Annotated in this window: 12 protein-coding genes; 5 read left to right on the forward strand and 7 right to left on the reverse strand. The window is 74.7% G+C overall.

Annotated features, from left to right (window positions below; all coding sequences use genetic code 11):
• Nucleotides 1–44: 44 nt before the first annotated feature.
• The 4 genes from AB0D32_RS13050 to AB0D32_RS13065 are packed head-to-tail and all read right to left on the reverse strand — an operon-like array spanning nucleotide 45 to nucleotide 4269.
• Nucleotides 45–1457 (reverse strand): MFS transporter, encoded by a 1413-nt coding sequence (locus AB0D32_RS13050; RefSeq protein WP_357088750.1) that lies wholly within the window; start codon nucleotides 1455–1457, stop codon nucleotides 45–47.
• Nucleotides 1450–1635 (reverse strand): hypothetical protein, encoded by a 186-nt coding sequence (locus AB0D32_RS13055; protein WP_357088753.1) that lies wholly within the window; start codon nucleotides 1633–1635, stop codon nucleotides 1450–1452. The genes AB0D32_RS13050 and AB0D32_RS13055 overlap by 8 nt, the downstream gene beginning before the upstream one ends.
• On the reverse strand, nucleotides 1632–3227 hold the full coding sequence (locus AB0D32_RS13060) for an FAD-dependent oxidoreductase (protein WP_357088756.1): 1596 nt from the start codon (nucleotides 3225–3227) through the stop codon (nucleotides 1632–1634). Before AB0D32_RS13060 ends, AB0D32_RS13055 begins: the two co-directional genes overlap by 4 nt.
• A 22-nt stretch (nucleotides 3228–3249) precedes the next feature.
• On the reverse strand, nucleotides 3250–4269 hold the full coding sequence (locus AB0D32_RS13065; protein WP_357088759.1) for a methyltransferase: 1020 nt from the start codon (nucleotides 4267–4269) through the stop codon (nucleotides 3250–3252).
• 164 nt (nucleotides 4270–4433) lie between these two features.
• Here AB0D32_RS13065 and AB0D32_RS13070 point away from each other — a divergent pair, with 164 nt between their 5' ends.
• Nucleotides 4434–5642 carry a cytochrome P450 gene (locus AB0D32_RS13070; protein WP_357088761.1) on the forward strand — a complete coding sequence of 403 codons (1209 nt, stop codon included), beginning with the start codon at nucleotides 4434–4436 and terminating at the stop codon, nucleotides 5640–5642.
• On the opposite strand, the gene AB0D32_RS13075 is transcribed toward AB0D32_RS13070, so the two are convergent.
• Together AB0D32_RS13075 and AB0D32_RS13080 are read right to left on the reverse strand one after the other, a co-directional pair.
• Nucleotides 5632–6315: a response regulator transcription factor gene (locus AB0D32_RS13075; protein ID WP_357088765.1), complete on the reverse strand. Its 684-nt coding sequence runs from the start codon at nucleotides 6313–6315 to the stop codon at nucleotides 5632–5634. The two genes, AB0D32_RS13070 and AB0D32_RS13075, sit on opposite strands and share 11 nt — an antisense overlap.
• Nucleotides 6312–7460 carry a sensor histidine kinase gene (locus AB0D32_RS13080; RefSeq protein ID WP_357088768.1) on the reverse strand — a complete coding sequence of 383 codons (1149 nt, stop codon included), beginning with the start codon at nucleotides 7458–7460 and terminating at the stop codon, nucleotides 6312–6314. Before AB0D32_RS13080 ends, AB0D32_RS13075 begins: the two co-directional genes overlap by 4 nt.
• A 239-nt stretch (nucleotides 7461–7699) precedes the next feature.
• On the opposite strand from AB0D32_RS13080, the gene AB0D32_RS13085 reads away from it, so the two are divergent.
• Both AB0D32_RS13085 and AB0D32_RS13090 read left to right on the forward strand, forming a co-directional pair.
• A complete protein-coding gene (locus AB0D32_RS13085; RefSeq protein ID WP_357088771.1) occupies nucleotides 7700–8977 on the forward strand; it encodes a cytochrome ubiquinol oxidase subunit I in 1278 nt (425 codons plus the stop codon).
• A gap of 5 nt (nucleotides 8978–8982) precedes the next feature.
• The gene (locus tag AB0D32_RS13090) at nucleotides 8983–9939 is read left to right on the forward strand and encodes a cytochrome d ubiquinol oxidase subunit II (protein WP_357088773.1); all 957 of its coding nucleotides are present in this window, start codon (nucleotides 8983–8985) and stop codon (nucleotides 9937–9939) included.
• Nucleotides 9940–9968: 29 nt separating this feature from the next.
• On the opposite strand, the gene mppR is transcribed toward AB0D32_RS13090, so the two are convergent.
• Nucleotides 9969–10772: an enduracididine biosynthesis enzyme MppR gene (gene mppR / locus AB0D32_RS13095; protein WP_357088776.1), complete on the reverse strand. Its 804-nt coding sequence runs from the start codon at nucleotides 10770–10772 to the stop codon at nucleotides 9969–9971.
• 90 nt (nucleotides 10773–10862) lie between these two features.
• Between mppR and AB0D32_RS13100 the strand changes: the two genes are divergently transcribed.
• On the forward strand, nucleotides 10863–11618 hold the full coding sequence (locus AB0D32_RS13100; RefSeq protein WP_357088779.1) for an ABC transporter ATP-binding protein: 756 nt from the start codon (nucleotides 10863–10865) through the stop codon (nucleotides 11616–11618).
• A gap of 9 nt (nucleotides 11619–11627) precedes the next feature.
• Nucleotides 11628–14240, forward strand: a complete 2613-nt coding sequence (locus tag AB0D32_RS13105) for an FtsX-like permease family protein (protein ID WP_357088782.1) — start codon at nucleotides 11628–11630, stop codon at nucleotides 14238–14240.
• Nucleotides 14241–14282 lie beyond the last annotated feature (42 nt).

The raw sequence follows: 14282 nt of genomic DNA on the forward strand, positions 1-14282 counted from the left end.
CGGTGCCCGGCGCGGCACACGCGCCGGGCACCGACGTCCGGAGGTCAGGGGGCCTCGCTGGTGCTGGCCGGCACCCGCCCGGCCACCACCAGCGACGGGATCGGCAGCCGGACGGCCGCCACCAGGCCGACCGTCAGCAGCACGGCCGTCAGCCCGAACACCACCTGCGCCGCGTCCAGCACGGACGTTCCCGCGCCGGCGGACAACCGGGCGTGGAAGACCCCGGAGAGCACGGCCAGGGCCAGCGAGCCGCCGACCTGCCGGCTCAGCGACTGCACGGCGAGCGCGGCGCCCAGGTGCGCGGGCGGCGCATGCCGCAGCAGGGTCAGCGTGTAGACCTGGAACCCCAGGCCGATGCCGACGCCGATCGCCATCGTGGCCAGCGCCCACCCGGCCCAGCCGCCCGGCCCGAGGTCCGGGTGGGTGAACGCGAGCCACGCCGTGCCGGCGATCAGCAGCGCGGTGCCGGCCACGCCGAACCACTGCGTGTGGCCGACGCGGGCCAGCAGCGGCGTACCCGCCAGCGACACCACCAGCGTGCCGAACGTCAGCGTGAGCAGGTAGATCCCGGCGTCGGCGGCCGAGGCGCCCAGCGAGACGAACACGACGGGCAGGAACGTGACCACGACGAGCATGCCGGCGCCGGTGTTCCAGCCCTGCACCGCCACCGACCGCACCACCCGGTCGCGCAGCAGCGCCGGTGGCAGGACCGGATCGGCCGCCCGGTGCGCCGACCGCCGCCACAGGGTGAGCAGCACGGCGGCGGCCACCACCAGCGCGACCACCTGAGGCGACGTCCACGCCCATCGGGTGCCGGCCGAGCCGGCCAGCAGCACCAGCGCCGTGAGCGCACCACCCAGCCACAGCATCCCGGCATGGTCGACCGGGCCGCCGCGCGCGACGCGCGGCAGCCGCAACGTGGCCACCAGCAGCAGGGCCAGCACCGAGGGCGGCACGGTGACCAGGAACGCCCAGCGCCAGCCCCAGGTGTCGGTCAGCACGCCACCGGCCACCGGGCCGAGCGCGGTGCAGAGGTTGAGCAGGGTCGCGGAGACGATCTGGTAGCGCACCAGCCGGCGCGGGTCCAGCAGCTCGGCATAGATCGCGTACGCGGAGACCATCAGGCCACCGGCCCCGGCGCCCTGCACCGCGCGGGCCGCGATCAGCTGGTTCATCGACTGCGCCAGGCCGCACAGCACCGAGCCCAGCGTGAGCACGACCAGCGCGACCACCAGGAGCGCGCGCCGGCCGCGCACGTCGCTGAGCTTGCCGTACCACGGGGTGGTCACCGTGGCCGCGAGGACGGCCGCGGTGGTGACCCAGGTGAAGCGGTCTGCGCCGCCGAGGTCCGCGGCGATCGCCGGCAGCGCGGCCGCCGTCAGGTTGAGGTCGACCATCGCGAGCAACTGGGCCAGCACCACCCCGGCCAGCGGAAGCATGATGCGCCGGTCAGGCATGGTCGAGTCCGTCGCGTTCGCCGGGGGAGCCCGGGGGACGGTCGGCGGAACGCGGCATCGGGCGCCGTGGCTGCTGTGGCATCGGCGGGCCCATCGGGTGGGTGAGGGCGGCGCACCACCCGTACACCAGGATCACCCGCCCGATCCGCCGGCTGAGCCGCCGCCAGAACCCGCTCACCGCCACTGCCCGGCCCGGCCCGGCACGGCGCCCGTGCGGCCGCGCACCGCGTCCGCCGCGGTGGCCAGCGCCACGGCGTCCGGAGCCGGCGAACGCCAGGCGACGTAGCCGTCCGGGCGCAGCAGGATCGCCTCGCCCGGGGCCGCCCGGTAGCGGCGTTCCCAGCCGCCGTCCGGGTCGGTGTGCGCGTCCAGCACGACGAGCGGCAACCCGGCCTCGTCGGCGGCGGTGCGCCAGCCAGCGCCGTCCGGGCCGGTGAGCAGCACCGGGCCGTCCACCGGCAGGTCCAGGGTGGAGATACGGCGGCCGAGGTGGCGCAGCCACACGTGCGGCAGCCGGGTGCCGGGCCGGCCGGTCAGCTCCGCCGGCCCGTAGGCGGGCACGTCGGGATCCGCACCGTCGTCCAGCACCGCGCTGGAGCGGTACCGCAGCCCGAAGGTCAGCGTGAGGTCGTCCAGGATGCCCTCGCCGCGCTGCGGTGCCGCGAACCCGGTGCCACCGGTCACCCGGCGGCGGCACTGGTCGACGGTGAGGGCCGCGACCGCCAGCCGCTCCTGCTCGTAGCTGTCCAGCAGCGCCTCGCCCGCCTCGCCGGACACCACCGCCGCCAGCTTCCAGGCCAGGTTCTGCGCGTCCTGGATGCCGGTGCTGGCGCCGAAGCCGCTGACCGGCGGCATCACGTGCGCGGCGTCACCGGCCAGGAAGACCCGGCCCTCCCGGAAGCGGGCCGCCGTCACCGCCGACAGCTCCCACGGCTGGGTGTCGCGGATCGTCAGCGGCAGCTCCGGGTCGCCGATCGCCGCCCGCACCAGCTCGGCGCACCGCTCACGGGTGAACGCCGTCACCCCGCCGTCCGCCGTTGGGTCGAAGCGGACGTAGAGCGTGCCCTGTCGCAGCGTGTCGTCGTGCACCAGCAGGCCCTCGACCGCATCGTTGCGCACCTGGCAGATCGCGAAGCGCCGCCCGCGCAGCGGTGTCTCCAGGTCGGCGTCGAAGACGATGCTCAGCTGGTGGTGCAGGCCCCAACGGCCCCGCACCGGGATGCCCAGCCGCTCGCGCACGATGCTGCGCGGGCCGTCGGCAGCGACCAGGTAGGCGGCCCGCACCTCGGTGACCCGGCCGGTCGCCCGGTCGGTGACCTGTGCCGTCACGCCGTCGTCGTCCTGCCGGAACGCGGTCAGTTCGGTGCCGAACCGGACGTCCGCCCCCAGTTCCTCGGCCCGCGCCCGGATCAGCGGCTCCAGCCGGTCCTGGCTGAGCAGCGCCCACCGGCACGGTGTGAGGCCGACGAGGTCGGCTCCGCCCGGCAGGTCGTGCCGGAGCACCTCCGCACCGGTCAGGCTGCGCACCCGGGCACGCAGGGTGTGCCCGTCGAAGCCCCGGCTGGCCTCGGTCACCGCCGCCTCCAGGCCCACGGCCCGGAGCACCTCCACGGCGCGCGGGTTGAAGCCGCGCGCCCGTGGGTGCGGCGACGGGGACGGGCGCCGCTCGACCAGGACGGTGGGCACGCCCCGGGCGGCCAGGTACGCCGCCGTGGTCAGCCCGGTCACCCCGCCGCCCGCGACGAGCACGGCTGTCTGCGAGTGCTGCACGGTGTCTCCTTCTCGTGCGCGGTCAGGCCGGCCGGACGCCGGAGAGCAGGGTGTTGTGCACGCCGAGCGGCGCGGCCGCGACGCCGGTGAAGCCCGCCCCCGCCAGCCACCCGCGCGCCTCCGCGGCGGTGTACTCGGCCCCGTGCGGCGTCACCATCAGCATGTTGAGGCTGGTCAGCAGGGCTCCCGCAGTGCCCCGGCGGTCGTCGTCGATCATCGGGTCGATCACCATGAGCCGACCGCCCGGCGCCAGTGCGTCGAACGCGCGGGACACCAGCACGCGGCGCTCCTCGATGCCCCAGTCGTGCAGCACGTGGCTCAGGACCAGCACGTCCGCCGAGGGCATCGGCACGGTGAAGAAGTCGCCCGCGTGGAAGGTGACCCGGTCGGCGATGCCGAGCTGCGTCATGTGCTCGGTGAAGACCGGCTCCACGCCGGGCAGGTCGAAGACGCCCGCCTTGAGGTGCGGGTGCCGTCGCAGCAGCGCTGCCACCAGGTTGCCCCGGGCGCCGCCCACGTCCACGACGCTCTCCACCGACGCCCAGTCGAACGCCTCCGCCACCGGCGGGCCGATCATGCCGTTCAGGTAGTCCATGCCGGCGGTGAAGTTCCGCCAGGCGGCAGTCGTCCGGTACTGCTCGGTGAACATCTGCGGACCGGCACCCCAGCGGTTCTGCGGCTCGCCGGTGCGCAGCGCCTCGCCCAGCCGGTCCCAGCGGGCGTCCGCGGCGGAGAGGAACGCGCCGACGTAGGAGGGACGGTTCGCGTTCAGGAAATGGTCGGACAGCGGCGTGTTGCGGTAACGGTCGCCGTCGCGCTCCAGCATGTCCAGGGCGACCAGCGCGTCCAGGAAGTCGGGTACGCCACGTGGGTGCAGCTCCAGGCGTACGCGTAGCTGCTCGGCGGTCAGCGGGCCGTCGGCGAGCACGGTGAAGACGCCCAGCTCGGCGGCGATCAGCGTGACCTTACGGCTGAAGTACGCCGTGCCGAGCCGCCACAGGGGCTCGGCGCTGACCGGCTGCGTGTCGAGGGAATCGGGCACGTCGGAAACCTCCACTCGGATGGTGTGCTGCGAGCAGGCTGCGCGGTCGGGCTGGAGCGCGGGTCGTACCGCCGTCGAGCCCTGCGGTCGTCCCGCGCTCGACGACCGCGCGAGCGGGGTCCGGCAGGCTCCGGGCGGTCACCCGACGAGAGGGGCGAGAGCGGATGAGCTCCACCAGCACCACCGGCCCGCCGGCCTTCCCGATGCCGTCGCCGTTTCCCGGCGAGCCGCCGGCCGAGTTCGCACGGCTGCGCGCCGAGGAGCCGGTCACCCGGGTCACGCTGCCCACCGGGGACGAGGCCTGGCTGGTCACCGGCTACGCGGAGAACCGCGTCGTGCTGACCGACGCCCGGTTCAGCCGGGCCGCCGCAGCCGCGCCCGGCGCCCCCCGGCTGCAACCCATCCCGCCGGATCCCACCTCGATGCTCAACATGGACCCGCCCGAGCACACCCGGCTGCGCCGCCTGGTCTCGCACGCGTTCACGCCGCGCCGCATCGAGGATCTCCGGCCCGCGCTGCGCCGCGACGTGGACGCCCTGCTCGACGACGTGCTGGCAGCCGGGCCCCCGGCCGACCTCGTCGCCGGCTTCGCCCGTCGGCTGCCGGTCGCGGTGATCTGCGAGCTGCTCGGCGTGCCGGGCCCGGACCGCGGTCGGATCATGCGATGGGTCGACCTGCTGCTGAGCCTCACCACGCACCCGCCGCAGCGCGTCGGCGCCGCCCGGGGGGAGATGAAGGCGTACCTGGCCGGCCTGGTCCGCGCGACCCGGGCACGGCCGGGCGACGGCCTGCTCAGCCAGGTGATCGAGGCGTACGACGAGAGCGGCGGCACCGACGACGAGGAGGTCGTGATGCTGGCCGCGACCATCCTCACCGGCGGCTTCCTGACCACCGCCGGGGAGATCGCGCTGTCGATCCTCACGCTGCTGCGCCACCCCGTGCAGCTGGCCGCGCTGCGCCGCGAGCCCGACACCCTGCCACGGGCCGTGGACGAGCTGCTGCGCTACAACGTCCTCACCACCGGCGGCGGCCTGCTGCGGGTCGCCACCGAGGACGTCGAGCTGGGCGGCGTGACGATCCGCGCCGGTGCGGCCGTGCTACCCGCGATCAGCGCGGCGAACCGCGACCCGCGCGTCTTCGACCACCCGGACCTGCTCGACTTCGGCCGCCCGGACAACCCGCACATCACGTTCGGTCTCGGCGTGCACTACTGCCTCGGCGCCCGCCTGGCCCGGGTCGAGCTGGAGGAGGCGGTTTCCGGAGTGCTGCGCCGACTGCCGCCGACGCTGCGGCCGGCGAACGACGTGACGGCGCTGGCCGTGCACCCCGGGCACCTGGTGCGCGGCCTGCCGGAGCTGCCGGTCACCTGGTGAAGGGAAGCGGATCCCGCCACCCGGGCCGCACCAGACCCCACTCGTAGGCCAGCACCACGAGCTGCACCCGGTCGCGGGCGCCCAGTTTCGTCATCACACGGCTCACGTGCGTCTTCACGGTCGCGACGCTGCATCTCATGCGGTCGGCGAGTTCCTGGTTGGTCAGGCCGCCGGCGACCAGCACCAGCACCTCGCGCTCGCGGGAGGTGAGCTGGTCGAGGCCGGGCGTCGCCGGGGGCTCGTGACTGCGGGCCGCGTACTCCTCGATGAGCCGGCGGGTGACCGACGGCGCCAGCAGGGCCTCACCGGCGGCGACCACGCGCACCGCCTGCAACAGCGCGGCCGGCTCGATGTCCTTCACCAGGAAACCGCTCGCCCCGGCCCGCAGGCCGCGGAAGATGTACTCGTCATGCTCGAACGTGGTGAGGATGACGACGCGGACGCCGGACAACTCGGGCCGGGCGGCGATCCGCCGGGTCGCCTCGATGCCGTCCATCCGGGGCATGCGGATGTCCATCAGCAGCACGTCCGGCCGCACCTCGGCGGCGACCCGCACGGTCTGCTCGCCGTCGGCGGCCTCACCGGCGAACTCGATGTCCGGCTCGGACTGCAACAGGGAACGCAGACCGGCCCGCACCAGGGTCTGGTCGTCGGCCAGCATCACCCGGATCATCGGGCACCGCTCCGGACCGGCAGCCGCGCGGTGACCAGGAACCCGCCGTCGTCGGCGCCACGCGCCTCGAACGTGCCGTCCACCGCGGCCACCCGCTCGCGCATGCCGAGCAGGCCGTTGCCGTGCCGGGGCAGGCCGTGCGGCACCCCGCGGCCGTTGTCCCGGACCTCGACCGCCAGTTCGCCGTGGACGTGGACGATGCCGATCCGGGCGCGGGACGCACCGGAGTGCCGGACCACGTTGGTCAGCGACTCCTGCACGATGCGGTAGACCGCGAGGTCGAGGCTGGCCGGCAGCGCGGACGGCACGTCGACCACGTCGAGCGAGACGTCAACGCCGTTGGCCACCACGTCGCGGACCAGGTTGTCGAGGTCGGCCATGCCGGGCGCCGGACCGGTCGGCAGCTCCTCGTCGTCGACCCGGCGCAGCATGCCGAGCGTCGACCGCATCTCGACCAGCACCTCCCGGCTGGTCGCGCGGATGGCCAGCAACGCCTCGCGCGCCTGGTCGACGTCGCGGTCGATCAGGTGCGCCGCGACGCCGGCCTGGATCGTCACCGTCGAGATGCGGTGTGCCAGCACGTCGTGCAGTTCGCGGGCGATGCGCATGCGTTCCTCGACCGCGCGGCGCCGGGCCTCCTCCTCGCGGGTGGCCTCGGCCAGCGCGGCCCGCTCCTGCGTCTGGCGCAGCCGCTCCTGGTGGCTGCGGGCGGCCTCGCCGACCGCCATGATCAGTGAGAGCCAGGCGATCAGCCACACCGCGCCCTGCGTGTTGGGTTCGCGGTCGTGCACCTGGCCGAGCAGGAACACCCCGGCCAGGAAACCGAGCGAGGTCAGCCCCGCTGCGAGCCGGTGCGCCGACACGACGGCGAAGTAGATCGCCACGGCGGGCGCGATGGTGAACGCGCCGCCGGGGAAGTTGAGACCGTGGTAGGTGAGGGACAGCGCGAGCGTGCCGGCCAGCATCACGAACGGCTGGCGACGATGCAGCACGACAAGGGCGGCATCGGCCGCCAGCAGCAGGTAGCCGAGCGGGAGCGGGGGGTGCGGCGAGCCGTCGCCCCAGCCGATGATGGCGGTGGCCGCGAGGCTCACGGCCAGCACGACGAGCGCCGGCCCGACCTCGCCGGCCAGGCCGTGGCGCACCGCTGAGCTCCAGCGGGCGGCCGAGCCGCGACGGGTCGCTGAACCCCGGTGGCGTCGCAACCGGTGGGCAAGCACCCACCCAGGGTAGGTGAGAGCGCCCGCGCGGTCACCCGACCGGGGAACACGTGCGGCGTACATCCTCAGGCCAGCCGGGCGCCGCCGCCCTGGCCTGAGGATGTAGCCGATGAGTCGTCCACGGCCCGACGCCCTTTCTAGCGTGTTTCGGCAGACTCGTCGCCATGGACGCCGTCGAGATCAGCAGACTGCAGTTCGCCGTCACGGGCTCGGTGCACTACCTGTTCGTGACGCTCTCCCTGGGGCTGGTGCTGTTCGTCGTCGCGTTCCAGACGCTGTGGACGTTCCGCAAGGATCCGGTCCACGAGCGGCTGACCAAGTTCTGGGGCCGGCTCTACGTCGTCAACTACGGTGCCGGCATCATCGGCGGCCTGGTGATGGAGTTCCAGTTCGGGCTCAACTGGGCCGGCCTCGCGCATGTCACCGGCAACGTGCTCGGCGGCCCGATCGCGATCGAGACGCTGGTGGCGTTCTTCATCGAGGCGACGTTCCTCGGCATGTGGATCTTCGGCTGGGGCCGGATACCCCGCCTGCTGCACCTGGGGCTGATCTGGGTCGTGGCCATCACGGCGTACGTCTCGGCCTACTGGATCCTCGCGGCCAACGCGTTCCTCCAGCACCCGGTCGGTCACGAGATCCGCGACGGGGTGGCCTTCCTGACCGACTTCGGCGCCCTGATGCGCAACCCCAACCTGCTCGACGCGGTGCAGCACGTCGTCTCCGCGGCGGTGGTCACCGGCGCGTTGTTCGTCGCCGGGGTGAGCGCGTGGCAGCTCCTGCGCCGTACGCCCGACGTCATCGAGTTCCGCCGGTCGCTGCGCTTCGCCGTGGTCGCGCTGCCGATCGGCGTCTACCCGGCCATCCACTTCGGGTTCCTCCAGGAGGTGGTCATCGAGCAGAGCCAGCCCGGCAAGCTCGCCGCGATGTACGCCGACCCGGAGCGCACGCTGCGGGTGCAGCAGGAGCTCGCGGCACGGTTCGGCCCGGGCGACTGGCTGCCCCCCGACTGGGTGTCGGTGCCCTACCAGATCATGATGCAGACGACGTTCGGCCTGGCCCTGCTGTCGATCGTGTTGCTGGTGCTGCTGATCCGCAACTGGGTGGTGCGGCTGCGCGTGCCGCTCTACCTCCTGGTCGCGCTCATCCCGGTGCCGTTCGTGCTGGTGATCTGCGGCTGGCTGGTGCGCGAGGTCGGACGGCAGCCGTGGGCGGTCTACGGCGTGCTGTCGACGGAAGACGCCGCCAGTCCGCTCTCCACCGGGGCCGCCGCGGCGTCGTTCACCGGCTTCGCGGTGGTGCTGGGCGGGCTGGTGCTGCTCAACATCGTGCTGCTCGGGCGGTTCGCCCGCCGTGGCATCGAGGACGACGCGCTGGGCATGCCGCTGGGCGCGACGCTCGGCTCGTCCACGTCCGACGACGACTCCGTACTCGTGGGCAGGTGAGGTTCGTGGATCTGTTCTTCGTGCTGTTGCTGGGCCTGCTGCTCGGCGGCTACCTGGTGCTCGACGGTTTCGACATCGGCAGCGGCATGCTGGTGCGCCCGCTCGGCCGCACCGAGTGGGAGCGCCGGGCGATGATCACGGCGTTTGGGCCGTTCCTGCTCGGCAACGAGGTGTGGCTGGTCGCCACCGGCGGGGTCCTGTTCGGAGCGTTTCCCCTGCTCGAGGGCGAGGTGCTCGGCGAGCTGCGGGCTCTGGTCTGGCCGCTGCTGGTCGTCTGGGTGGTGCGCGACGCGGCGGTCTGGTCCCGCAGCCGCCTGCCCGGCGCCCGCTGGCGCGGCTTCTGGGACACGACCCTGGCCGTGGTCAGCACGGTCTTCGCGGCCGGCTGGGGCGTGGTGGTCGCCAACCTGATGATCCGGCTCGGTGACGGTGGTGCCGCGCATCCGGTGTACGGCTGGTTCTCGCTGCTCTGGGCCGTGACCATGGCGGTGGTCTTCGCCGGGCACGGCGCCGTGTTCCTGACGGCCCGGCTGCCCCAGGTGCCGGCCGCCGCGGTGGCGGGCACCGCACGGCGGCTGCTGCCGGCAGGCGCGGGCCTGCTCGCCGTCGCGACCGTGGTGACGGTGGCCGCCGGGGTGCTGCCCCAGCGGGCCGGTGCGCTGGTGCCGGTGGCGCTGGCCGGGTTCGCGGCGGCAGCCGCACCCCTGGGCGCGCGGGTGCTGCTCGGGCGGGGCCGGCCGGGCCTGGCACTGGCCGCCACCGCCGGCGCGGTCGTGGGCCCGCTGCTGATGGTGGCGACTGCCGGGTGGGTGGTCGTACGCGACTCGGCCGCCGACCCGGCGTCGCTCTCCGTGCTCGGCGGCGTCGCGGCGGCCGTGCTGCCGGTGATCGTTCTCAGTCAGGCGTGGATGTGGTGGGTGTTCCGGCACCGGGTCGACGAGCGCTCGGTGGTGTTCTTCTAGTGCGGCGTGCCGGGGCCGCCGGGCCGTGGTCAGGGCAGGGGACGACCGCCGACGAGCGTCTCGCCGTAGGCGAAGACGGTGCCGGTGCCCACCTCGCGCGGCGCCAGCGACGCCAGGTCGGCGAACGCCGGGTCGCCGGTCAGCCACAGGTCGGCCGGCCCGGAGCGCAGGCCGGTGAACGTCACGTCGGTGACCCGGGAGGCGACCAGGCCGGCGACCGGCTCCTCGCCCGGCACCCAGCCGGGGAAGACCCGGCTGTGCGCCAGCGGCAGCGTGAAGAGCGGCGGCGGGTCGGCGTGCTCCACCCGTGCGTACACCGTGCCGCGGCCGATCCGCTGGCCGAACGCCGAGGCCGTGCCGCTGAACGTCCCGGCACCGGTCGCCGGCGGCCCGGCCCGGCCGGCACGCACCGGCCGGGTCTGGCTGATCTCGCCGAACTGCTTCGGCATGCCCTGGATCCAGCCGCGTACCAACGGCACGGCGCTGTCCACCCAGGCGTAGGGACACCGCACCACCGGCACTCCCCGGTGCTCGCAGGCCAGCAGGACGAGGAACTCGGCGAACTGGCACCGCTCCGGCGCGCCCAGTTCGTCGCCCGAGTCGGAGCACCACTGCCACTGCGCCCAGACGGCGGCGGCCGCACCGGCGTCCGGGCCGGGGTCGAGGCCGGGCGGCAGGTGCCGGGCCACGGCGTCCGGGTCGGCCCGGTACTCCACCATCACCACCTCCCCGGAGAAGTGCCACGGCGGCGGGGTGACCATGGCCGCCGTACCCGAGGGCGACAGCGGCAGCGTGTAACCGTACGGTTCCGTAGGGGTGATGGGATCGTCCATGACGGACACCGTAGGAACGGGTGATCCGGCCGTTCTCGAGCGCGGCTCGAGCATTCGCGGATGGCGTCGACCGAGGGAGGAAACGACCGCATGCGAGCGGACGAGACAACCATGGGGGAGGCGGCCGTCACCGCCCGGGACCTGACCCGGGTCTACGGCAGCGGTGACGGGGCGGTCCGGGCACTGGACGGCGTCTCGGCGTCGTTCCCGCTCGGCCGCTTCACGGCCGTGATGGGGCCGTCCGGGTCGGGCAAGTCGACGTTCCTGCACTGCCTGGCCGGTCTCGACCGGCCGACGTCCGGCGAGGTGGTGGTCGCCGGTCAGGAGCTCACCCGGCTGGGCCGCACCGCGCTGGCCAGGCTCCGCCGGGAGCGGATGGGCTTCGTGTTCCAGGCGTTCAACCTGCTGCCGGTGCTCACGGCGGAGGAGAACATCACGATGATCGCCCACCTCGCCCGCCGTCGGATCGACCGCGCCTGGATGACGCAGCTGGTGGCCCGGCTCGGCCTCACCGACCGGCTGGCGCACCGGCCGGCCCAGCTCTCCGGCGGTCAGCAGCAGCGGGTCGCGATCGCCCGGGCGCTGCTCACCCGACCGGACGTCGTCTTCGCGGACGAGCCGACGGGCAACCTCGACTCCCGTTCCGGCACCGAGGTCCTGCGGTTCCTGCGTGAGGCGGTCGAGACCGAGAACGCGAGCATCGTGATGGTCACGCACGACCCGAAGGCCGCGGCGTACGCCGACGACGTGCTCTTCCTCGCCGACGGCCGGATCGTCGACACGCTCGCCGAGCCCACCGTCGACGAGGTCCTGGCCCGGCTGCGCCGGATCTCCAGCCCGGAGTGAGGGGGCGGCATGCGGATCCTCTGGCTGATCACCCGCCGAACGGTCGCCGAGCGGTGGCCCCGGCTCGTCGGCACCGTCGCCGCCGGCGCGCTCGCGACCGGCCTGCTCGCCGGGTCGCTGCAGTTCGTCCTCCAGTTCACGGCGGCGATGGACGACGTCGACGGCAGCGAGTACGCCACCGTCTCGCTGGTCGCCCGACCCGGCGACGCGCCGGTGCGCGGCCCGGAGAGCGGCTCCGGCGCCCGGGTGAGCGCGGCGGCGGTCGACCGAGTCGCCGCGCTGCCGGGCGTCGCCGCGGCGGCCGGTGACGCCGCCGTGCCGGCCGAGATCGTCGGTGCCGACGGGCGCGCCGTCCCGGCACCCGCCGGTGGCGGCAGCTATCTGCGGCCGTGGGTCGCCGCGCCGCAACTGTCGGCGTACGCGCTGGTGGCGGGACGGGCGCCGGCCGCGGCCGGCGAGGTCGTCATCGACCGGCAGACCGCGCGTGGCGGCGGCCTCGGGCCCGGCGACGTCACCACGCTGCTGCTGCCGGACGAGGCCGCACGGGTGACGGTCGTCGGCGTGGTGACGGTCGGCGGCGGGGACGCGTCGGCGGGCGGGCTCACCGTGCTCACCGACCCGGGCCGGGTGCGCCAGGCCGCCGGGCTCGGCGACGACTGGCAGGCGCTCTGGGTGGCGGCCACGCCCGGAGCCGACCGGGCCGTGCTGGCCGGTGCCCTCCGCGGGGCGCTCGCCGGTGACGCGTCCCGCTCCGACGTGTGGGTGGGCACCGGCACGCAGGTGCGGGACGCCCAGCGGCGCACGATCGCCGAGCTGGCCACCCAGATCACCACCAACCTCGGCATGCTGGCGCTGGTCGGCGCGTTCGTCGGGGTGTTCGTGCTGGCCGGCACGTTCGGCACGCTCGTGCGTCAGCGTGCCCGCGACCTCGCGCTGCTGCTGACCGTCGGCATGACACCGCGCCAGGTACGGCTGCTGCTGCGCGCCGAGGCGGTATTCGTCGGGCTCGCCGCGGGCCTGCTCGGCCTGGTCGTCGGTCTCGGCGTCGCGCGCCTGCTGGCCGGGCCGCTGGCGGGCACCGGGCTGGACACCGGCGGTGCCGGTCCGCAGCTGGGCCTCGCCTACCTGCTGCCGCCACTCGCCGCGGGCCTGCTGATCACCTGGCTGGCCTCGGCCCGCCCGGCGTGGCGGGCGTCGCTGACGTCGCCGGTCGAGTCGCTCGCCGAGGCGTCGGCCGACTCGTCGGGCCGGTCCCGGCGGCGCCTGCTCGGTGCCCTGCCGGTGCTCGCCCTGGCCGGGATGTTCGTGGGCCTCAGCTTCCTGGCCCGCCGGGAGGATCCGACGCCGGAGGGCGTGACGTCGGCCGGCGCGGCTGCCATCCTGGCCGGTCTGCTGCTGCTCTCCGCGCTGGCCGTGCTCGGGCCGTACGTGGTGCCGCCACTCGGCCGGCTGGTCGGCACGCTGGCCGTCGCGCTGCGGCCGGACGTGGGCCGGATGGCCCGCGCGTTCATCGTGCGCAGCCCGCGCCGGGTGGCCTCGGCCGCGTCCCTGTTGATGCTGACCGTGGCCCTGTCGACCGTGACCTGGTCGTTGGTCACCTCGATCACCGAGGGCCGCGCCGACCGGGGTACGGCCGCGGTCCGGGCCGACCTGGTGGTGAGCACCGACGGTGGCAGCGGCCTGCCCGCCTCGGTCGCGGAGCAGGCCGCCACGGTGCCCGGGGTGCGGGCGTCCGCCGAGCTGGTGCGGGCGCGCACGACGGTCACCGACCCGATCCCGCCGCCGCGGGTGCGCGGCCGGCCGACCGTCGTGCCGCCGCTCACCGTCACCGGCGCGGACGGCGCGGCACTGGCCGGGCTGGTCGACCTAGGCGCCGCGGGCCGGCCGGTGTCCCGTCTCGCCGACGGGCAGATCGCGGTCGCGGCGGAACTCGCCGAGGCGTACGACTGGCCGGTGGGCACCCGGATGACCGTGCGGGCCGCCGAGGGCGTCCGCGTGCTGGAGGTCGTCGCGACGTACTCCCGGGAGGCACAGGTGATGGTCGGCGACGCGATCGTCACCTCGGCCACGGTCCGGGCGATCGATCCGGTGGCGTTCGTCTCCGTGGTCCTGGTCGCCGGGGCCGGCCCGGTCGCCGACGGGCTGCGGGCGGCGGTGGCCGACGTGCCCACCGCGCGGGTGGACCCGCCCCGCGCCTACCTGACCGGGGCGGGTGGCGGGCTGATGTTCGACCCCACGCTGCTCTACGTCTTCCTCGGCGTGGCCATCGTGACGGCGCTGTTCGGTGTCGCGACGACGCTTTCGCTGTCGGTCGCGGAACGCACCCGCGAGTTCGGCGTGCTCGGGGCGGTCGGCGCGGCGGAGCGCCAGGTCCAGGCGCTGGTCCGGTGGGAGGCGGCAACCGTCGTGGTGCTGGGCACCGGGCTCGGCGTGGCGACCGCGCTGGGCGTGATCCGCCTGGCGCAGGCCGTCACCGGCAGCGATCTGATCGCGGCACGTCTGCCCGGCTACGCGCTGCCGGTGATCGTCCTCGGTGCGGTCACCGTGACGGTACTGGCGTCGGTGCTGCCCGGCCGCCGGGCGGCGCGCGTCCCGGTGCTGCTCGCGGTGCACCGGGAGTAGGGCTCGAATCGTCCTCGACCGGCGGGCGATGTGCTCCTGTGA

It is taken from the genome of Micromonospora sp. NPDC048170 (genome assembly GCF_040652795.1).
Lineage (GTDB): Bacteria > Actinomycetota > Actinomycetes > Mycobacteriales > Micromonosporaceae > Micromonospora.

Bases quoted from the DNA above. Each gene is read 5' to 3' on its own strand.
- AB0D32_RS13105 (WP_357088782.1), top strand. From the start codon at position 11,628: ATGCGGATCCTCTGGCTGATCACCCGCCGAACGGTCGCCGAGCGGTGG.
- AB0D32_RS13085 (WP_357088771.1), top strand. From the start codon at position 7,700: ATGGACGCCGTCGAGATCAGCAGACTGCAGTTCGCCGTCACGGGCTCG.
- AB0D32_RS13100 (WP_357088779.1), top strand. From the start codon at position 10,863: ATGCGAGCGGACGAGACAACCATGGGGGAGGCGGCCGTCACCGCCCGG.
- AB0D32_RS13050 (WP_357088750.1), bottom strand. From the start codon at position 1,457: ATGCCTGACCGGCGCATCATGCTTCCGCTGGCCGGGGTGGTGCTGGCC.
- AB0D32_RS13075 (WP_357088765.1), bottom strand. From the start codon at position 6,315: ATGATCCGGGTGATGCTGGCCGACGACCAGACCCTGGTGCGGGCCGGT.
- mppR (WP_357088776.1), bottom strand. From the start codon at position 10,772: ATGGACGATCCCATCACCCCTACGGAACCGTACGGTTACACGCTGCCG.
- AB0D32_RS13070 (WP_357088761.1), top strand. From the start codon at position 4,434: ATGAGCTCCACCAGCACCACCGGCCCGCCGGCCTTCCCGATGCCGTCG.